The sequence below is a fragment of the Geodermatophilus sp. URMC 65 genome, from assembly GCF_053502545.1.
The window spans coordinates 275,981-295,424 of sequence record NZ_CP199954.1; the positions used below are offsets into that span (position 1 = coordinate 275,981).

Genomic DNA, 19,444 nt, shown 5'->3' on the forward strand with positions numbered 1-19,444 from the left:
CCGGTGTGACTAGTCCTCCGGGGAGGGTAGGGGCCGCGTCCCGAACAGCGCGGTTCCGACACGCACGAGGGTGCTGCCGGCCGCGACCGCCTCCTCGAGGTCCGCGCTCATCCCGGCGGAGAGGTGGCGCGCCTCCGGGTGGTCGGCACGGACCCGCTCGGCGAGCGCGGCCAGTCGCGCGAAGGCCGGGCCCGGCTCGACACCACGCGGGGCGACCGCCATGAGGCCGCGCAGGACGACGCCCTCCTCGGCGGCGACGGCGTCGGCCAGCGCGGGGACGTCGGCCGGGTCGGCTCCGCCGCGGGCGGCCAGCTCCCCCTCGGGCCCACCGAGGTCGACCTGCAGGAGGACCTCGACCGGTCGGCCGGTCTCCACGCCGACCCGGGCCAGCGTGCGGGCCAGCGAGACACGGTCGACGGAGTGCACGACGGCGCCCAGCCGGGCGACCGCCGCGGCCTTGTTGCGCTGCAGCTGGCCGACGAAGTGCCAGCGCAGCGGCAGGTCGGTGAGCTCGGCGGCCTTGCCGGTGAGCTCCTGGGCGCGGTTCTCCCCGAAGTCGGCCTGGCCGAGGGCGGCGAGCTCGCGGACGGCGGCCGCGGGCCAGGTCTTGCTCACCGCCACCAGCCCCACCTCGGCGGGGTCCCGGCCCGCGGCCCGCGCCGCGGCGGCGATGCGGTCGCGGACGGCCTGCAGGCGCTCGGCCGGAGTGGTCACACCCGCGATCATGGCGCTGCGACCACCCCGCAGGGGCCTCGGGTGGTCACGGCGCCGTGATCGCGGAGGGTGGCGCTCAGCTGAGCCAGACGACGCCGGCCTGGCGACCGGTGACGCCGTCGCGGCGGTGGGAGAAGAGGAAGCGGTCCTCGACGGTGCACCGGGGGTCGTGCACGACCTGCCCGACGCCCGCGCTCCGCAGCACCTCGGCCAGCCCGGCCCGCAGGTCCAGCCCCGGCGTCCCCCTGCGGGTGCGCACCGCCGCGGCCGGCGCCACCCGGGCCACCTCGACCTGCATCGCCCGCGGCACCTCGTAGCAGGCACCGCAGACGGCCGGGCCGAGCAGCGCGGTGACGTCGCCGGAGCGGCTGCCCAGTTCCGCCATGGCGGCCAGCGTGGCGGGGACGACGCCGGCACGCACGCCCGCGCGGCCGGCGTGCACCGCGGCCACGACGCCCGCGGTGCCGTCGGCGAGCAGGACCGGCACGCAGTCGGCGACCAGCGCACACAGCACCAGCCCCGGCGTCCGGGTGACGACGGCGTCGGTGCCCTCCAGCGGCCCCTCGACCGGACCGTCGACGACGGCGACTCGCGTGCCGTGCACCTGGTCCATCCACACCAGCCGGTCGCCGGGGACGCCGAGCTCGCGGGCGAGCCGCTCGCGGTTGGCGGCCACGGCGACGGGGTCGTCGCCGACGTGCGAGCCGAGGTTGAAGGAGTCGTACGGAGACGCGGAGCGGCCGCCTCGCCGGTCGGTGACGACCCGTCGGGGTCGCACCGCCGACGAGGCGGCCGGTTCAGGACTCACGAGGACGAAGCTACCGGGCTCGGCTCCGCTGCAGGGACCCGCGCCGAGCTCGCGAGGTGCGGGGGCGGCGGGGTCCTCTTACTGGCGGAGGAACTCCGGGATGTCGAGCTCCTCCTCGAAGTCCTCGTTGGACAGCGGACGCCGGCCCGCGGCGGCGTTGGTGTTCGCGCCCGGGACGGGCGGCAGCGGCGGCACGGTGATCCCGCCCCCGGTGGCCGGCCGGCCGGGCATCTGGGACGTCGACGGCGGGTTGGACTGCGCCTGCTGCGGCTGCGCCGAGCCGACCAGCCGCTCCCCCGTCGGGACGCCGGCGACCGGCTGCGGCTGCACCACCGGCATCCGCGGGGTGGTCGGCGGGGCCACCGGGGAAGCGGCCGGCACCGAGCCCATCCCGGAGTCCTTGCGGCCCTGCGGCTTGCCGCCGTCGAAGCCGGCGGCGATGACGGTGACCCGCACCTCGTCGCCGAGGGCGTCGTCGATCACCGCACCGAAGATGATGTTGGCGTCGGCGTGCGCGGCATCGGAGACGAGCGAGGCGGCCTCGTTGATCTCGAACAGGCCGAGGTCCGAGCCGCCGGAGATGGACAGCAGCACGCCGTGGGCGCCCTCCATCGAGGCCTCCAGCAGCGGGCTGGCGATGGCCTGCTCGGCGGCCAGCAGCGCCCGGTTGTCCCCGCGCGCGCTGCCGATGCCCATGAGGGCCGACCCCGCGCCGGACATGACCGACTTGACGTCGGCGAAGTCCAGGTTGATCAGACCAGGCGTGGTGATCAGGTCGGTGATGCCCTGGACACCGGAGAGCAGCACCTGGTCGGCGGTCCGGAAGGCGTCCATGACGCTGACGTTCCGGTCACCGAGCTGCAGCAGCCGGTCGTTGGGGATGACGATGAGCGTGTCGCACTCGTTGCGCAGCTCCTCGATGCCCGACTCGGCCTGCACGGCCCGCCGCTTGCCCTCGAAGGAGAACGGGCGGGTGACCACGCCGATGGTCAGCGCGCCGAGCTTGCGGGCGATCGAGGCGACGACCGGCGCGCCACCGGTGCCGGTGCCGCCGCCCTCGCCGGCGGTCACGAAGACCATGTCGGCGCCCTTGAGCACCTCCTCGATCTCCTCGCGGTGGTCCTCGGCGGCCTGGCGGCCGACGTCGGGCTGCGCGCCCGCGCCGAGCCCGCGGGTGAGCTCACGGCCGACGTCGAGCTTGACGTCGGCGTCGCTCATCAACAGCGCCTGGGCGTCGGTGTTGATGGCGATGAACTCGACCCCCTTGAGGCCGACCTCGATCATGCGGTTGACCGCGTTCACCCCGCCGCCGCCGATGCCGACGACCTTGATGACCGCGAGGTAGTTGTGCGGAGGTGTCATGTGGGGCTCCCGACCTCGACCCTCATCCTCAAGTAAAGCCTTATAGTTATGTCAACTGGGTCGACGCGCACGAAGTTAGGTGGGCGTTCACGGGCGCTACAAGCACCCTCCAGGGCGCGGCGTGTCGAGCGGGCGCCTCCCCACCGGTCTCGGACGACGCACTGATCACAGCTGCACCACCGTGGGTGACGACCCGCCTCGTGGACGTCTCACGCCCGGGTCGAGGGCCGTGACATGCCCGGCACCGGGAACTCCCGAAGTGTTCTGCCGTGTCGGGCGTGTCGTGTCGCCGCGCGTGTCGTGGTCGGCTCCCACCGGACACGCCGAGACACCGGACGGCGACCCAGCGCAGTCCCGTTACTGCCGCGGGACGCGTCCCATCAGGAAGAACTCCTCGTTCGGCGGGATCGCCGCCCAGTGCGCCAGCCGGTTGGACAGCGCGAACAACGACACGATCGCCCCGACGTCCCACACGTCGTCCTCGGTCAGGCCGTGACCGCGCAGCCGGTCCAGGTCGGCGGCGGTGACCGCCGCCGGGTCCACCGCCAGGCGGACGGCGACCTCGAGCACCGCGCGCAGGCGCTCCGACACCGGCGCCTTGCGCCAGTCGACGGCGACCTGGTCGGCCAGGTACGGGTCGCGGGCGCGGACCCGGGCGATCGCCCCGTGGGCGACCACGCAGTACAGGCAGTCGTTGGCTGCGCTGGTGGCGACCACGATCAGCTCCCGGTCGGCGGTGGACAGCCCCGGCGTGTCCTTGTCCATGAGCGCGTCGTGCAGCGCGAAGAAGGCGGCTGCCTCGGCCGGGCGCCAGGCCAGGGCGGCGAAGACGTTGGGCAGGAAGCCCGCGCGCTCCTCGACGTCGGCGTAGCGCTCGCGCAGCTGCTCGGGCAGCTCCTCGCGCGGGGGGACGGGGAAGCGGCTGACCGGCCCGGTGCTCACCGGGCCACCCTCCCCCGCCGCACGCGCCGCGGCCACCCGTCCGGGGCCGGCCCCGTCCCGGGCACCGCCCCGAGCCTGCGAGGCGCGGGGGCAAGGGGGTCCTTATGCGAGGCGCGGGGGCAAGGGGGTCCTCACCGGAGGACGACCGCCGCAGGCGTGCTGACGTCGATGGTCCCGGCCGGCTCGAGCCTCCCTGTCTGCAGCTGCCCCAGCAGCGCGACCAGCGCGTCGGCCTTGTCGCGGGCCCGCTCGTCGCTCCCCCAGAGCACGGTGGTGCCGTCCTCGAGGGTCAGCGTGACGTCCTCGGGGGTCGTCGCCTCGGCGCCGGAGACCTCGCCGCGGACGTCGTCGGGCAGCGCGACCAGCGCCGACAGCGCCGCGCGGGTGGCGCGGTCCTCGGGGCCGGGGTCGCCCACGTCGAGGGGCACCACGCCGGCCGGCGGGCGGCCGGTCACGGTGTCGAACAGCACGCCGTCGGCGTCGACCAGCGAGCGGGTGCCGTCCTCCTCCTCCACCACCGCGACCGGCACCCGCTCGACGACGGTGACGACGACGCTGCGGGGCCAGCCGCGGGTGACCTCGACGTCGGCCACCTGCGGCAACCGGGCCACCCGCGCCTCGGCGGCGTCGACGTCGACGCGCAGCAGCGGCGTCCCCTCGTCGATGCCGGCGACGTCGACGACCTCGGCGGCGGTCAGCGTGCCGGCGCCGTCCACCCGCACGGCGGAGACGGCCAGCAGGGGACTCCCCCACAGCAGCCAGGCCAGCAGGCCCAGCACCGCGACGAGCACGCCGCCGCGGACGAGCAGCCGTCGCCGGCGAGCGGCCGGGTGGGTGGGGTGCCGACTCGACCGGCGGCGGACCGGACGGCGGCGGGGACGCGCCTCGGTGCCGGCCCGGGAGGACCCCTCGCCGCGCGCGCGGTCGCTGGTGGTCGTCCCCGAGCGGCTCACCGCGCGGGACCCCCCGGGCCGTCGCCCTCCGGCGCGAACCGGGCCCGCAGCGCCTCGAGCACCTCCGGGCCGACCATCGAGACGTTGCCCGCACCCATGGTGATCACCAGGTCGCCGGGCTGCGCCCGCTCGGCCAGGGCCGGGGCGGCCGCCGACCAGGACGGCTCGAAGGACACCTGCCCGGCCGGCAGCGCCACGGCGTCGGCCACCATCGCGCCGGTGACGCCGGGGACCGGGTCCTCGCGGGCGCCGTAGACGTCCATGACCACGACCTCGTCGGCCAGGCCGAGCGCCGCGCCGAAGGCGGCGGCGAACTCCCGGGTGCGGCTGTACAGGTGCGGCTGGAAGGCCACGACCACCCGGCCGGTGCCGGCGACCGCTCGCGCGGCGCGCAGCTGGGCCGCCACCTCGGTCGGGTGGTGGGCGTAGTCGTCGTAGACCCGCACCCCGCCGACGCTGCCCTTGAGCTCGAAGCGCCGGTGCACGCCGCCGAAGCGGCCGAGCCCGGCGATCAGGCTCTCGGCGGGCAGGCCCAGCTCGAGCCCGGCCAGCAGCGCGGCGGCGCTGTTGCGGGCCATGTGCTCGCCGGGCACCTGGATCGACACCCGGCCGAGCACTCTGCCGTCGAGGACGGCGGTCCAGTCGGTGGTCTCCGGGCCCACCTCGACGTCGACCAGCCGCAGGTCGCTGTCCTGGTCCGTGCCGTAGGTGCGCACCCGCGCCGGGGTGGACACGGTGCGCAGCCGCGCCGCGCCGGGGTCGTCGGCGCACAGCACGAGGAAGCCGGCCGGGTCGATGGTCTGCAGGAACCGGTCGAAGGCGGCCTCCACCGCGGCGAGGTCGCCGTAGTTGTCCAGGTGGTCGGCCTCGACGTTGGTGACGATGGCACCGTGCGGGGCCAGCAGCAGGAACGAGCGGTCGCTCTCGTCGGCCTCGGCGACGAAGACGTCCCCCTTGCCGGCGTGGGCGTTGCTGCCCGACTCGTTGAGGTCCCCGCCGATCGCGAAGGAGGGGTCCACGCCGCAGGCCTGCACCGCGACGGTGAGCATCGAGGTCGTCGAGGTCTTCCCGTGCGTGCCGGCCACCGCGACGCTGCGCTTGCCGGCCATCACCGCGGCCAGCGCCACCGCGCGGGGCAGCACCCGCAGGCCCCGCTCGCGGGCCGCGGCCAGCTCGGGGTTGTCGTCGCGGATGGCGGTGGAGACGACGACGGTGTCGGCGTCCCCGAGGTTGGCCGGGTCGTGGCCGAGCTCCACCCGGGCGCCCAGGGCCCGCAGCGCCAGCAGCGTCGCGGTGTCGCGGCGGTCGCTGCCGGAGACCGGGACGCCGCGGGCCAGCAGGATGCGGGCGATGCCGCTCATCCCGGCCCCGCCGATGCCGACGAAGTGCACCGCGCCGAGCTCCTCGAGGCTCGGCACCGGGTCCACCCAGGCCGCGACGGCTGCCGCGCTCATCGGTTCGCCACCTCCAGCACTATGTCGGCCAACCGCTCGTCGGCGTCCCGGGCGCCGGCGGCCGCGGCGTGCTCGGCGTACCGGGCCAGCGTGGCCGGGTCGGTGACCATCGGGATGACGTGCTCCTCGATCCAGGACGGTGACAGGTCGGCGTCGTCCACCAGCAGTCCTCCCCCCGCCTCGACGACGGGCAGCGCGTTGAGCCGCTGCTCGCCGTTGCCGATCGGCAGCGGCACGAACACGGCCGGGAGCCCGACCGCGGACAGTTCGGCCACGGTGACCGCGCCGGACCGGCACAGGGCCAGGTCCGCGGCGGCGTAGGCGAGGTCCATGCGCTCGAGGTAGTCGACGACGACGTAGGGGGCCTGCCCGGGCGCGCGGGGCGGCACGGTCACATCGGTGTTCTTGGGCCCGCGGGCGTGCAGCACCTGCACCCCGCCGGCGGTGAGCACGTCCGCGGCGCCCACGGCCACCCGGTTGAGCGAGGCCGCACCCTGCGACCCGCCGAAGACCAGCAGCGTGGGCCGGTCGGGGTCCAGGCCGAAGGCGGCGCGGGCCTCGGCGCGGCGGGCCGGGCGGTCCAGCGTGCTGATCGCCGTCCGCAGCGGCATGCCGACGTGCTCGGCACCGCGCAGCGGCGTCCCGGGCACGGTGACCGCGACCCGCGCGGCGACCCGCGCGCCGATCCGGTTGGCCAGGCCCGGCAGCGCGTTCTGCTCGTGCACGACGACCGGCACCCGCTGCCGGCGGGCGGCCAGGTAGGCCGGCAGCGCCACGTAGCCGCCGAAGCCGACGACGACGTCCGCGGACAGCTCGCCCAGCAGGGCCCGCGTCTCCGACACCGAGCGGACCACCCGGCCGGGCACCCGCAGCAGGTCGACGGTGGGCTTGCGCGGCAGCGGCACCGGCGGGATCAGCCGCAGGTCGTAGCCGCGGGCGGGGACCAGCCGGGTCTCCAGGCCGCGGGCGGTGCCCAGGCAGGTGATCCGCAGCCCGCCCTCCACGGCGCCGCGGCGCAGCAGCGCGTCGGCGAGGGCGAGCATCGGCTCGATGTGGCCGCCGGTGCCGCCGCCGGCGAGGACCACGCTGACGCTCACTCTGCTCCCTGGTTCGCTCCCGCGGGCCGCTCCGCTCCTCGCTCGTCCCTCGCTGCGATGCTCACGACCCGGTCCGCTCACCGGGGCCGCCGCGGGGACTCGGGGGCGGTGGCGCGGGCCCGGGGCGGCGGCTGCCGGCGCGCCTCGGGCAGCCGGCCGCGGCCCTCCGTCGTCCGCCGCTCGCGGGCGGGCACCCGCTCGCGCGGGGCGCGCTCCCCCGGCGGGACGGGGACGACGCGGGCGACGGTGCGTGCACCGGGGACGGCGGCGCGGCGGGCGGGCCGCTCGGGCGCGCGGTCCCCGGCCGGCCGCTCGGGACGGCGGCCGCGGCGCGGGCGCGCCGCCTCGACGGCCGGCTCGGGCACCGGCAGCAGCCAGCGGGACAGCCGGCCGCGGTCGGCCCGCCGCAGGTGCTCGACCGCCTCGGGCTCGGAGCGGGCGAAGCGGATGAGCAGACCCACGATGAACAGGGTGAGCACCAGCGAGGTGCCGCCGGCGGAGACCAGCGGCAGCGTCAGGCCGGTGACCGGCAGCAGACCCACCACGTAACCCATGTTCAGCGCCGCCTGGCCGACCAACCACACGGTGATCGCCACGCACGCCAGCTGCACGAAGCGGTCGGCCGTGCGCCGGGCGATCCGGAAGCCGGCCCAGGCCAGGACGCCGTAGAGGGTGACCACGACCAGGCAGCCGAGGAAGCCGAGCTCCTCGCCGATGATCGCGAAGATGTAGTCGGACTCGGCCTCGGGCAGCAGGTTCCACTTCATCGCGCTGTTGCCCAGCCCCACGCCCCACAGCCCGCCGGTCGCCAGCGCGTAGAAGCCGCGGATGGCCTGGAAACCGGAGTCGGACGGGTCGGCGAACGGGTCGAGGAACGAGGTGACCCGCTCCATGCGGTACGGGGCGACGGCGACCATGAGGGCGACGGCCGCGACCCCGGCGGCGAAGAACCCGGCGAACCAGCGGCGCGGCAGGCCGCCGGCCCACAGCAGGCCGACCAGCACCAGGCCGAGGCTCACGACCCCGCCGAAGTCCGGCTCGAGGATGAGCAGGAGCGACAGGACGACGAACACCGGCAGCAGCGGGACCAGCAGCGTCCTGACGGTGAGGAAGCGGTCGCGCACCGCCAGGATGTGCGCCCCCCACAGCGCGAACACCAGCTTGGCCAGCTCGGAGGGCTGGAAGTTGGTGAAGCCCAGGTCGATCCAGGCGCGCGAGCCGTTGAGCTGCATGCCGATGCCGGGGACGAGCACCGCGACCAGCAGCACCGCTGCGACCAGCAGCACGATCGGCGCCCAGCGGCGCACCAGCCCGACCGGCAGCCGCACCGCCACCAGCAGCGCGCCCAGGCCGATGAGGGCGAAGACGACCTGGTCGACGCCGGGCCGCCAGGCGGGCTGGTCGTTGAGCGCGGCCTCGATCGCCGAGGCGGAGAAGACCATGACCAGGCCGATGGCCAGGAGCATGCCGGCCGCGCCGACGACCAGCTGGAAGCTGGTCATGGGGCCGTCGAGCCAGGGCGGGGGCGCGAACCGGCGGACCGGCGTCCTGCGCCCGGTCGCCCCGGTCCGGCGCCGCCCGGGAGCGGTCGGGACGCCGGAGGACTCCATCCGGTCATCGTGACCGGTGGTGCGGGTCTCCCGGCGCACCGCGGGGGCGTGTCGCAGCGGTGAGGTGCTGGAACGGCCACCCTCCAGGGGCCCGCGCCGAGCCTGCGAGGTGTGGGGGGGAGGGTGGTCCTTCTTCACAGGCCCGCGATGGCCAGCCAGTCGGCGTAGAACAGGCCCAGCCCGAAGGCGACCGACATCCCGGTCACCAGCCAGAAGCGGACGATCACCGTGTTCTCGGTCCAGCCGGCGAGCTCGAAGTGGTGGTGCAGCGGGGCCATCCGGAACACCCGGCGGCGGGTGGCGCGGAAGAAGGCCACCTGGATGACCACCGAGAGCGTGACCGCGACGAACAGCCCGCCGAGCACGACGAGCAGCAGCTCGGTGCGGGTCACCACGGCCAGGCCGGCCAGCAGCCCGCCGAGCGCGAGCGAGCCGGTGTCGCCCATGAAGATCCGGGCCGGGCTGGTGTTCCACCACAGGAAGCCCAGGCAGGCGCCGAGCCCGGCGGCGGCGACCAGGGTGACGTCGAGCGGGTCGCGGACGGTGTAGCAGCCGTCGATCAACTGGCTGGTGCAGTCGTGGGTGAACTGCCAGAACGAGATGATCGTGTAGGCGCCGCAGACCATCGCCGAGCAGCCGGCGGCGAGCCCGTCGAGACCGTCGGTCAGGTTCACCGCGTTGGAGAACCCGGCGATGAACAGGTAGGCCAGGACCACGAAGCCGATCGACCCGAGGAACAGCGGGCCGATGTCGCGGACGTAGGAGACGAACTCCGAGGCCGGGGTGATGCCGGCCTCGTCGGGGAAGTTCAGCGCCAGGACGGCGAAGGCCACCCCGACCACCAGCTGGCCGACCAGCTTGGCGGTCTTGTTCAGCCCGAGGCTGCGCCGGAAGCGGATCTTCAGGTAGTCGTCGAGGAAGCCGACGGTGCCCAGGCCCACCATGAGGAGGAGCACCAGCAGGCCGCTGGCGGTCACCCCGCGGCCGGGCTGGTTGATCAGGAACAGGTGCGCGATCAGGTAGCCGCCGACCGTGGCCCCGACGATGACGGTGCCGCCCATGGTGGGCGTGCCCTTCTTCGCCAGGTGGCTCTCGGGGCCGTCGTCGCGGATCTCCTGGCCGAAGCCCTTGCGGCGGAACAGGTGGACGGCGACCGGCGTGGCCAGGATCGAGATGATCAGCCCGAACGCGGCCGCGACGAGGATGGACCTCACGCGCCTGCCCCGGCGGCGAGCAGGTCGGCCGCGAGCACCTCGAGCCCGTAGGACCGGCTGGCCTTCACCAGCACGACGTCACCGGGCACCAGCACCTCCGTCAGCAGATCCCGGGCGGCCGCCCGGTCGGGCACGCGCACGGCACCCCTGTCCGTGTCGCGGTCCTCGCGAGCACCCGCGGCGAGCGCCCCGTCGGCTATCCCTACCGCATCCGGGCCGACGGCCACGACCAGGTCCACCCCGGCGGCCACGGCGTCCCGGCCCAGCCGCTCGTGCTCCTCGGCGGCGCCCGGGCCGAGCTCGGCCATCGCCCCCAGCACGGCGACCCGTCGCCGCGCGGGCAGCCCGGCCAGCGCGGCCAGGGCGGCGCGCATCGACTCGGGGTTGGCGTTGTAGGCGTCGTTGACCACGGTCACGCCGTCGTCCCGGCGGGTGACCTCCATCCGCCAGCGGCTGCGCGGCACCGCGGCCGACAGCGCGGCGGCGACGTCCTCCGGCGTCATGCCGGCGGCCAGCGCGGCGCCGGCGGCCGACAGGGCGTTGGCGACCTGGTGGGCGCCGACGACCTGCAGCCGCACCGCCGCGCGGACACCGCCGGTGACCAGAGTGAAGCCGGCGCGGCCAGCCTCGTCGAGGACGACGTCCTCCGCGCGGACGTCGGCCGTGCTGCCGCCCCGCCCACCCACGCCGGTGGTGACCACCCGGGCCCGGGTGCGCGGCGCCATGCCGATCACCCGCGGGTCGTCGGCGTTGAGGACGGCGGTGCCCTCGGTCGGCAGCGCCTCGACCAGCTCGCCCTTGGCGACGGCGATCCCGTCGGCCGAGCCGAACTCGCCCAGGTGCGCCGAGCCGACGTTGAGGACGACGCCGACGTCGGGGCGAGCCACCCGGCACAGGCGGGCGATGTGACCGCGCCCGCGCGAGCCCATCTCGAGCACGAGGAAGCGGGTGTCCTCGTCGGCGTCGAGCACGGTGAGCGGCAGGCCGATGTCGTTGTTGTACGAGCCGGGTGGGCTGACCGTGGGGCCCGCGGTGGCCAGCACCTGGCCGAGCAGGTCCTTGGTGCTGGTCTTGCCCGAGGAGCCGGTGATCCCCAGGGTGGTCAACCCCCCGGCGGCCAGCCGGGTGTGCACCGCAGCGGCCAGCCGGCCGAGCGCGGCGACCGGCTCGTCGACGACCACGCAGGGCAGCGCGTCGTCGGGGCGGGTGCTCAGCGCGGCGACCGCGCCGGTGGCCGCGGCGGCACCGAGGAAGTCGTGCCCGTCGACCCGCTCCCCCGGCACGGCGACGAACAGGTCGCCGGGTGCCACGGCGCGGGAGTCGACGGTGACCTTGCCCGTGACGGTGCCGTCGCCGCGGGTCAGCCGGCCGCCGACCGCCTCGGCCACCTCCGCCAGGGTCAGGGGGATCACGGGGTCCCCCCGCCGGCGCCCGCCGACCCCGTGCTCCGGGATGCTGTGCTCCAGGATGCTGTGCTCTCGCACGACCTCGCGAGCTCGGTCATGGTCTCGGCTCCACTCCGGCCGGCGCGCACCGCGCCAGGGCCTCGCGCAGCACGGCGCGGTCGTCGAAGGGGTGCAGGGTGCCGGCCACCTCCTGGCCCGTCTCGTGGCCCTTGCCGGCCACGAGGACGGCGTCGCCGGGCCGGGCGCGGGCGACGGCGGCGGCGACGGCGGCGCGGCGGTCGCCGATCTCCAGCACGTCGCCGCGCCGGTCGGCGGGGACGCCGGCGAGCATCGCCGCGCGGATGGCGGCGGGGTCCTCGGAGCGGGGGTTGTCGTCGGTGACGACCAGCAGGTCGCTGCCGCGGGCCGCGGCCTCCCCCATCGCCGCCCGCTTGCCCGGGTCGCGGTCGCCGCCGCAGCCCAGCACGGTGATCACCCGGCCCGGGGTCGAGGCGCGCAGCGCGGCCAGCGCCGTGGCGACGGCGTCCGGGGTGTGCGCGTAGTCGACGACGGCCACGAACGGCTGGCCGGCGTCCACCGGCTCCATCCGGCCCGGCACCACCGTCCCGGCCAGCCCGGTCAGCGCCGTCTCCACCGGGACGCCGACCGCGTCGAGCAGCGCCACGGCGAGCACGGCGTTGGCGACGTTGAACCGGCCGGGCAGCCGCACGCGGGCCGGCCGGGAGCGCCCGTCCGGTCCGGTCAGCGTGAACGCCGTCCCGCCGGTGGGGGCTGGGACGAGGCCGGTCGCCGTCCAGTCGGCGTCGGGACCCTCGATGGAGACGGTGACCGCGCGCCCGCCGAGCATGTCGGCCAGCCGCCGCCCGTGCGCGTCGTCGACGTCGACCACCTCGACGGCGGCGCGGCCGTCGAAGAGGCGGGCCTTGGCCTGGAAGTAGTCCTCGAGGTCGGCGTGGAAGTCCAGGTGGTCGCGGCCGAGGTTGGTGAACCCGGCCGCGGCGAACGGGATGCCGCCGACCCGGCCGAGCACCAGCGCGTGGCTGGAGACCTCCATGACCACCGTCTGCACGCCGGAGTCGACCATCCGGGCCAGCAGCCCGTGCAGGGCGGGGGCCTCCGGCGTCGTCCGCACGCTGGGCAGGGTGGTGACCGTCGGCGTCCCGTCGGGGGCCCAGCCGCGGGTGCGGGTCTCCACGGTGCCCACCAGGCCGGTGCCGCGGCCGGCGGCGACCAGCCCCGCCTCGACCAGGTAGCTGGTCGTGGTCTTGCCGTTGGTGCCGGTGATCCCGATGACCTGCAGTCGCCGGGCCGGCTCCCCGTAGACGCGCGCCGCGACCGCGCCGAGCAGCCCGCGGGGGTCGTCGACGACGCACACCGGCAGGCCGGTGGCGGCGGCCTCGTCGCGGCCGGTGGGGTCGGTGAGGACGGCGACCGCGCCGCGCGCCGCGGCGTCGGCGGCGTACCGCGCCCCGTGGGTGCGGGTGCCGGGCAGCGCGGCGTAGAGGTACCCGGGGCCGACCTCCGCCGACGCCAGAGTCACGCCGGTGACCGAGGTGGCGGGGTCGCCCTGGACGGGCGCGCCGAGCAGGTCGGCGAGGTCGGCGAGGGTCAGCGGGCCGGTCCCCGTCGGCCGGGCCGCCGTCTCCCTCCCGCTCTCGCTCACGGGACTCCAATCTACCGGCGGGCCGGGGGCGGCCCGCTGCCCACACGCGGAGGGCCCGCTGCCGAGCCCGGTGAGGGCCCCATCCCCGGCCCCGTCCAGAGGCTCGCCGCGAGCTCGCGAGCGGTGAGGAGGAGGGGGTCCTTATCTCTCCGGGCCGGTCAGCACGAAGTCGGGGCGGGGCGTCCCCGACGGCACGATGCCGTCGGCGGTCAGCGCCTGGCGCATGACGTCGGCGAAGACCGGGGCGGCCACCTGGCCGCCCTCCTCGTTGCTGGTGGGCCGCTCGAGGTCGACCGCGACGACGTACTGCGGGTCGTCGGCCGGGGCGAACCCGACGAACGTCGTCACGTAGCCGCCGCCCTCGTAGCAGTTGCACTCGGGGTTGGCCCGCTGCGCGGTGCCGGTCTTGCCGGCCACCCGGAAGCCCTCGACCTGCGCCAGCGGGGCGGTGCCGCCGGGCCCGACGACGGCCTCGAGCATGTGGGCGACGCCGTCGGCGGTGCCCTCGCTGAGCACCCGCGTGCTCTTCGGCGCCGGGGTCGGCTCGCCACCCACCGAGGAGACGATGCGCGGCGGGATGCGCACCCCGCCGTTGGCGATCGCCTGGTAGACCGAGGCCATCTGCAGCGTGGTCACCGAGACGCCCTGGCCGATCGGCACGTTGGCCGCGCGGCTCTCGGTCCAGTCCGCGGAGTCCTGGAGGATGCCGGCGCTCTCGCCGGGCAGCTCGATGCCGGTGGTGCTGCCCAGGCCGAAGGCCCTCAGGTACTCCTCGAGCTTCTCGTCGCCCACCTCGCGGGCCAGCATGATCGTGCCGACGTTGCTGGACTTGGCCAGGATGCCGGTGACCGTCCAGTCGATCGGCTCGTGGTCGTGGGCGTCGCGCACGACCCTGTCCCCGGCCCGAATGTGCCCGTCGACGCTGAGCACCGTGTCCGGCGTGGCCTTCCCCTCCTCCACGGCCGCCGCGAGCGTGACCGCCTTGAGCACCGAGCCGGGCTCGAAGACGCTGGAGACGATCGGGTTGCCCAGCAGCTCCGGATCAGTCCGGGAGTAGTTGCCGGGGTCGTAGCCCGGGCAGGAGCCCATCGCGACGACCTGACCGGTGTGCACGTCGAGGACGACGGCCGAGGCGCGGGTGGTGGCGCCGTCCTGGCAGGCCTCCTGCAGCCGCTGCTCGGTGACGAACTGCAGGTCGGAGTCGATGGTCAGCTCGACGGTCCGGCCGTCGACGGCGGGCGTGGACTCGTCGATGCCCGAGGGGATCGGGTGCCCGCCGCTGCCGACCTCGACCCGCCGCTCCCCCGGCGTGCCGGCGAGCTGCTCGTCGAGGGTCTGCTCGACGCCGGCCAGCCCCTGGCCGTCGCGGCCGGTGAAGCCGACGACCTGCCCGGCGACCGACCCGGCGGGGTAGTGCCGCACCGGGTCGTCCTCGGAGAAGATCCCGGCCAGCTCTAGCTCGTCGACGGCGTCGACGGTCTCCGGCGGGACCTGCGAGGCCAGGACGACGTAGCGGCCGTCCTCGGAGAGCAGGTCGGTGAGCTCGGAGACGGGGACGTCGAGCAGCGTGGTCAAGGCCAGGGCCGTGCGCGCCGGGTCGGCGACCAGGGTCGGGTCGGCCGTGACGCGGAACGCCTCGGCGGTGTAGGCCAGCGGGTTGCCGTCGCGGTCGACGACCGAGCCGCGCAGGGGGGCGATGTCCTGGACGCGGATGCGGTCCTGGGTGGCCGCGAGTGCGTACTGGCCGCTGTCGACGCCCTGCAGCAGCCACAGCTTGCCGGTGATGACCAGCAGCGGGACGACGACGAGGACGAACCCGACGCTGTAGCGACGGCGGCTGGTCCGCAGCACGCCGGGCACCCGACGGCTGCCGGGAGCACGGCGGGAGGTGAACGCGCCGGTCGCACCGCCGCGCAGCGGGGCACGGTCGGCGGGACGCCGGCGGGGGGCGGGCGGGCGCGGTGGGGTCGGCACGGTCAGTCCCCACCCCCGGTCACCGGCGGTGCGGGCAGCGCCGGGACCTCGCTGGGCTCCGGGTCCTCGGCCGGCACCGCCTTGCCGCGCAGGGTGACGCTGCCGTCCTCCCCGACGACCAGGTAGGCGGCCGGGCCGGCGGGCACCATGCCGGCCTCGCGCGCCTCGCGCGCCAGCTCGGCGGGCGTGCCCCCCGCGATCACCTGCTGCTCCAGCCGCTGCACCTCCTGGGCGCGGTCCTCGTTGGCGGCCGCGAGCTGGGTGGCCTTGAGCGAGTTGACCGCGATGGCGGTGTTGAGGAACAGCAGTCCCAGCGTGGTGGCCACCAGCAGGGTGACGACGAACAGCACGAAGGGCGCGCGGTGGGCGCCGACCGCGCTGCGCAGGCGGGACGCCGGCGAGCTCGAGGCGGTCCGGGGCGCCGGGCCGGGAGCCTGGGTCGGGCGGGCGGCGGTGCGGCTCCGCAGCGAGCCGGTGCGCACGGGGGCGGTGTGGGCGCCGGCGGGGCGCGCGGGCGCCGGGGTGGCGGTCCGCGCGGTGCGCGACTCGGCACCGGGCCGCTCGGTGGTCGCCGGCCGTCCGGGGGTGGTGCCCGTCGCGGGCGCGGGCGGTCCCGTCCGGAGGCTCGTCGCGGCCCCGTCCAGGGCACCGCCACGAGCTCGCGAGTGGTGGGGGGGATGGGGTCCTTCTCGGGGGCCGCGACGAGTCTCCGGGAGGGGGTCCTTCCTCAGCGGGGGCGGGGTCCGGCTGCCGGGGCGGTCCCCGGACGGGTTCCCCGCCGCGCGGGCGGTGGCGCTCATGCGGCCTCCTCACCGTCGCCGGTCGGCCGCTTCCGCGGCCGGTGGGTCGTCCTCCTCGTCGGGTGCGGCGTCCGTGCCGCCGTGGCGGTCACGCGGCCCGCCGGATCCGCTCGGCGGCCCGCACGCGGGCCGAGGCGGCCCGCGGGTTGGCCGCGACCTCCGCCTCCGAGGGCGCCTCGCCGCCGCGGGTCAGCAGGCGCAGCGTCGGGCTCATCTCGGGCAGGGGCACCGGCAGGCCGGGTGGCGTGCGGTCCACCGCACCGGCGGCGAGGGTCTGCTTGACGATGCGGTCCTCGAGCGAGTGGAAGGTGATCACGGCGATGCGGCCGCCGACGGCGAGCGCGTCGAGTGCGGCCGGCAGCGCCCGCTCGAGCACGCCGAGCTCGTCGTTGACCTCGATGCGCAGCGCCTGGAAGGTGCGTTTGGCCGGGTGGCCGCCGGTGCGGCGGGTGGCGGCCGGTATCGAGTCGCGCACGAGGTGCGCCAGCCGCTCGGTGTGCGTGAACGGCGCGCGCTCGCGCTCGCGGGCGATGGCCTGGGCGATGCGGGTGGCGAAGCGCTCCTCGCCGTAGACGCGCAGCACCCGCGCGAGGTCGGCGGCGGGGTAGGTGTTGACGACGTCGGCGGCGGTGCGCGGCGCCGACGGGTCCATCCGCATGTCCAGCGGGGCGTCGGCGGCGTAGCTGAAGCCGCGGTCGGGGCGGTCGAGCTGCAGCGAGGAGACCCCGAGGTCGAACAGGACCGCCTGGACCTCGGTCAGGCCGAGCCGGTCGAGGACCTCGGGCAGCTCGTCGAAGACTGCGGGGACGACGGTGGCCCGGTCGGCGACGCCGGCGTCGGTGAGCCGGCGGGCGGCCTCGGCGCGGGCGTCGGGGTCGCGATCGAGGCCCACCAGCCGCAGCCCGGGGTGGGCGCGCAGCAGGGCCAGCGAGTGCCCGGCCAGGCCGAGGGTGGCGTCGACGAGGACGGCGCCGTCAGCGACGCAGGCCGGGGCGAGCAGCCCGGTGACGCGGTCGAGCAGCACGGGCACGTGCACCGGGGACGTGCCCCGCCCTCCCGGCGCCGGCTCGGTGCTGCTCATCGTCGGCGGCTCCTGAACGGGGTCGGGGCGCCCTCGGGGGCGCGGGGCCCGTCCATGGTGGGGCTGGGCGGCGGTCGGCGGGCGGAGCGCCGCGGCGTTTCGCCGGGACTGGGAGCGCTCTCAGGGCGGGTGGGGCGCGGTGGGGACCGTGTGGCCGCCCGGCCGTCCCGTGGGGTCCCGTGGGGTCCCGGCCCGGGGGACGCGCCCGGCCCGCCCCCCGCGGGGTCCGCCTGGCGCCGGGGAAGTACGTCAGGTGGAGCCCCGCGGGGACGGGCGGGCTCGCGCCGGTGGGGACCGGCGGCGCGCCCGGTGGGCGGTGCGTCTCCTCCGGTGCCGTGGGGGTCCGAGCCGCGGGGAAGGTGGCTCGGGCCGGACCGGTCGAGCCGCGGGGAAGTCGGCTCGGTCGGGGGTGGGGCCCGGAGGGGTCGGAGGGGCGGGACGTCGGCTCAGGAGAGGGTGGGCATCCCCTCGCTCTCCATGTCGGCGTAGATGGCCTCCTGCTCGGCCACGTAGGCGTCCCAGGTGGCGGCGTCCCAGATCTCGAAGCGGGTGTCGACGCCGACGACGACCACGTCGCGGTCGAGGCCGGCGTACTCGCGCAGGTTGGCGGGGATGGTGATGCGGCCGGTCTTGTCCGGCTCGACCTCGACCATCGACCCGAAGCTCATGCGCGCGCGCATGCGGGCGGCGGCGGTGTCGGAGGGCGCCATCGCGGCGGCCGCGGCGCTCTGCTCGGCGACCCGGCTCATGGTGAGGCCGTAGATGCAGCGCTCCTGGCCCTTCTTGATCACCATGCCGCCGGCCACCTGCTCGCGGAAGCGGACGGGGAGTGCGAGCCGGCCCTTCTCGTCGAGGCGCAACGGGTAGCTGCCGACGAACACCGGATCACCTCCCCCATCGGTCCTCCTCGCACTCCGGGGCGCCCCCGGGACGGGCCGTACCTCCCCACCGAGCCACACAGTAACCCACTACGCCCCACCGGACACCACTCGACACCATGTCGTGATCGACCCTCCCCACTGCCGCTCTCGCAGGTCAGCGGCCCGGACGCGGGCTCCGGCCGCGAGGTGGGGTGCGGTGGGGTGCCGTCCCGCTCCGCCCCACCGGCGCAGCCTCCCGGTGGAGCCCGTCGCGGGGTCCGGAGGCGAGCCGGTGGGGAACCGGAACGGGGCCGGGTGCGCGTGTGCGACGCCACGCCCAGGAGGCGTCCGGGCACGTAACGTTGATGACGTGACCGGGCTCGCGAGGTCACGCCTGGGCAGAGCACCGTCGGACACGCGGCCGACGAGCGCCGGCGAGGCGGCCCCGTGACCGAGCTCGCGAGGTCACGCATGGACACAGCACCGTCGGGCACGCGGCCGACGAGCGCCAGCGAGGAGGTTGCGTGACCGAGGTGACCCCGACGACCGCGAACACAGAGGTCCCGGTCGACGTCGCGGCGGAGGGCGCCCGCATCGCGGCGAACATGGCGCGGGTCGTCCACGGCAAGCCCGACGTCGTCCACCTGGCCCTGGTCGTGCTGCTGGCCGAGGGGCACCTGCTGGTCGAGGACGTGCCCGGCGTCGGGAAGACCACGCTGGCCAAGGCGCTGGCCGCCTCGGTCGACGCGAGCGTGCGGCGCATCCAGTTCACGCCCGACCTGCTGCCCAGCGACGTCACCGGGGTGTCGGTCTACGACCAGGAGACGCGCGAGTTCGAGTTCAAGCCGGGCGCGGTGTTCGCCAACATCGTGGTGGCCGACGAGATCAACCGGGCCTCCCCCAAGACCCAGTCGGCGCTGCTGGAGTGCATGGCCGAGCGGCAGGTCACGGTGGACGGCGTCAGCTACGAGCTGGCCCGGCCCTTCCTCGTCATGGCCACCCAGAACCCGATCGAGATGGAGGGCACCTATCCCCTGCCGGAGGCCCAGCGCGACCGGTTCACCGCCCGGGTCTCCATGGGCTACCCCGACCGGGAGGCCGAGCTGGCGATGCTCGACGACCTGGTGACCACCGACCCGCTGACCACGCTGACCCCGGCCACCGACGCGGCGGGGGTGCGCGCGCTGGTCGCCGCCGTCGGCCGGCTGCACGTCTCCGAGGCGGTGCGCCGCTACGTCGTGGCGCTGGTCGAGGCCACCCGCCGCTCCCCCGACCTGCGGCTGGGCGCCTCGCCGCGCGCGGGCCTGCAGCTGCTGCGCACCGCCCGCGCCGCCGCGGCGCTGGCCGGCCGCGACCACGTGCTGCCCGACGACGTGCAGACGGTCGCCGTGCCGGTGCTGGCGCACCGGCTGCTGCTCACCCCCGACGCCGCCGCCTCGCGCCGGACCGCCGAGCAGGTGGTGACCGACCTGCTGAGGACCGTGCCCGTCCCCCGCGGGCGCTGAG

The 19,444-nt window shown here is 76.1% G+C and carries 16 protein-coding genes; 1 reads left to right on the top strand and 15 read right to left on the bottom strand.

Annotated features, from left to right (window positions below):
• Nucleotides 1–9: 9 nt before the first annotated feature.
• The 15 genes from ACWIX7_RS01275 to mraZ all read right to left on the bottom strand — a co-directional run bounded on the left by ACWIX7_RS01275 (nt 10) and on the right by mraZ (nt 17,959).
• Nucleotides 10–714 (bottom strand): YggS family pyridoxal phosphate-dependent enzyme, encoded by a 705-nt coding sequence (locus ACWIX7_RS01275; protein WP_448619818.1) that lies wholly within the window; start codon nt 712–714, stop codon nt 10–12.
• Nucleotides 715–790: 76 nt separating this feature from the next.
• Nucleotides 791–1,522, bottom strand: coding sequence for a peptidoglycan editing factor PgeF (gene pgeF, locus ACWIX7_RS01280; protein ID WP_448619819.1), 732 nt, complete (start codon nt 1,520–1,522; stop codon nt 791–793).
• Nucleotides 1,523–1,600: 78 nt separating this feature from the next.
• Complete coding sequence (ftsZ, locus tag ACWIX7_RS01285) at nt 1,601–2,884, bottom strand: cell division protein FtsZ (protein ID WP_448619820.1); 1,284 nt, start codon at nt 2,882–2,884, stop codon at nt 1,601–1,603.
• A 357-nt stretch (nt 2,885–3,241) separates the two neighbouring features.
• Complete coding sequence (locus ACWIX7_RS01290) at nt 3,242–3,826, bottom strand: peroxidase-related enzyme (RefSeq protein ID WP_448619821.1); 585 nt, start codon at nt 3,824–3,826, stop codon at nt 3,242–3,244.
• A gap of 131 nt (nt 3,827–3,957) precedes the next feature.
• A complete protein-coding gene (locus ACWIX7_RS01295) occupies nt 3,958–4,779 on the bottom strand; it encodes a cell division protein FtsQ/DivIB (protein ID WP_448619822.1) in 822 nt (273 codons plus the stop codon).
• The gene (gene murC / locus ACWIX7_RS01300) at nt 4,776–6,233 is read right to left on the bottom strand and encodes a UDP-N-acetylmuramate--L-alanine ligase (RefSeq protein WP_448619823.1); all 1,458 of its coding nucleotides are present in this window, start codon (nt 6,231–6,233) and stop codon (nt 4,776–4,778) included. Before murC ends, ACWIX7_RS01295 begins: the two co-directional genes overlap by 4 nt.
• Nucleotides 6,230–7,330, bottom strand: a complete 1,101-nt coding sequence (gene murG / locus ACWIX7_RS01305) for an undecaprenyldiphospho-muramoylpentapeptide beta-N-acetylglucosaminyltransferase (RefSeq protein WP_448619824.1) — start codon at nt 7,328–7,330, stop codon at nt 6,230–6,232. Before murG ends, murC begins: the two co-directional genes overlap by 4 nt.
• A gap of 77 nt (nt 7,331–7,407) precedes the next feature.
• The gene (gene ftsW, locus ACWIX7_RS01310) at nt 7,408–8,940 is read right to left on the bottom strand and encodes a putative lipid II flippase FtsW (RefSeq protein ID WP_448619825.1); all 1,533 of its coding nucleotides are present in this window, start codon (nt 8,938–8,940) and stop codon (nt 7,408–7,410) included.
• 134 nt (nt 8,941–9,074) lie between these two features.
• Entirely contained in the window at nt 9,075–10,154 is a 1,080-nt protein-coding gene (mraY, locus tag ACWIX7_RS01315) for a phospho-N-acetylmuramoyl-pentapeptide-transferase (protein WP_448619826.1), read from the bottom strand.
• Entirely contained in the window at nt 10,151–11,566 is a 1,416-nt protein-coding gene (locus ACWIX7_RS01320) for a UDP-N-acetylmuramoyl-tripeptide--D-alanyl-D-alanine ligase (protein ID WP_448619827.1), read from the bottom strand. Before ACWIX7_RS01320 ends, mraY begins: the two co-directional genes overlap by 4 nt.
• A gap of 88 nt (nt 11,567–11,654) precedes the next feature.
• Nucleotides 11,655–13,223 carry a UDP-N-acetylmuramoyl-L-alanyl-D-glutamate--2,6-diaminopimelate ligase gene (locus ACWIX7_RS01325; RefSeq protein WP_448619828.1) on the bottom strand — a complete coding sequence of 523 codons (1,569 nt, stop codon included), beginning with the start codon at nt 13,221–13,223 and terminating at the stop codon, nt 11,655–11,657.
• A gap of 141 nt (nt 13,224–13,364) precedes the next feature.
• A complete protein-coding gene (locus tag ACWIX7_RS01330; RefSeq protein ID WP_448619829.1) occupies nt 13,365–15,197 on the bottom strand; it encodes a peptidoglycan D,D-transpeptidase FtsI family protein in 1,833 nt (610 codons plus the stop codon).
• 2 nt (nt 15,198–15,199) lie between these two features.
• Nucleotides 15,200–15,679: a hypothetical protein gene (locus ACWIX7_RS01335; protein ID WP_448619830.1), complete on the bottom strand. Its 480-nt coding sequence runs from the start codon at nt 15,677–15,679 to the stop codon at nt 15,200–15,202.
• Nucleotides 15,680–16,085: 406 nt separating this feature from the next.
• Complete coding sequence (gene rsmH, locus ACWIX7_RS01340) at nt 16,086–17,078, bottom strand: 16S rRNA (cytosine(1402)-N(4))-methyltransferase RsmH (RefSeq protein WP_448619831.1); 993 nt, start codon at nt 17,076–17,078, stop codon at nt 16,086–16,088.
• 446 nt (nt 17,079–17,524) lie between these two features.
• Nucleotides 17,525–17,959 (bottom strand): division/cell wall cluster transcriptional repressor MraZ, encoded by a 435-nt coding sequence (mraZ, locus tag ACWIX7_RS01345; RefSeq protein ID WP_448619832.1) that lies wholly within the window; start codon nt 17,957–17,959, stop codon nt 17,525–17,527.
• 503 nt (nt 17,960–18,462) lie between these two features.
• Between mraZ and ACWIX7_RS01350 the strand changes: the two genes are divergently transcribed.
• Complete coding sequence (locus ACWIX7_RS01350) at nt 18,463–19,443, top strand: AAA family ATPase (RefSeq protein ID WP_448619833.1); 981 nt, start codon at nt 18,463–18,465, stop codon at nt 19,441–19,443.
• Nucleotide 19,444: the final 1 nt, after the last annotated feature.

Excerpts from the sequence above, each read along its gene's own strand:
- ftsZ (WP_448619820.1), bottom strand. The coding sequence starts at position 2,884 with ATGACACCTCCGCACAACTACCTCGCGGTCATCAAGGTCGTCGGCATC.
- murC (WP_448619823.1), bottom strand. The coding sequence starts at position 6,233 with ATGAGCGCGGCAGCCGTCGCGGCCTGGGTGGACCCGGTGCCGAGCCTC.
- ftsW (WP_448619825.1), bottom strand. The coding sequence starts at position 8,940 with ATGGAGTCCTCCGGCGTCCCGACCGCTCCCGGGCGGCGCCGGACCGGG.
- rsmH (WP_448619831.1), bottom strand. The coding sequence starts at position 17,078 with ATGAGCAGCACCGAGCCGGCGCCGGGAGGGCGGGGCACGTCCCCGGTG.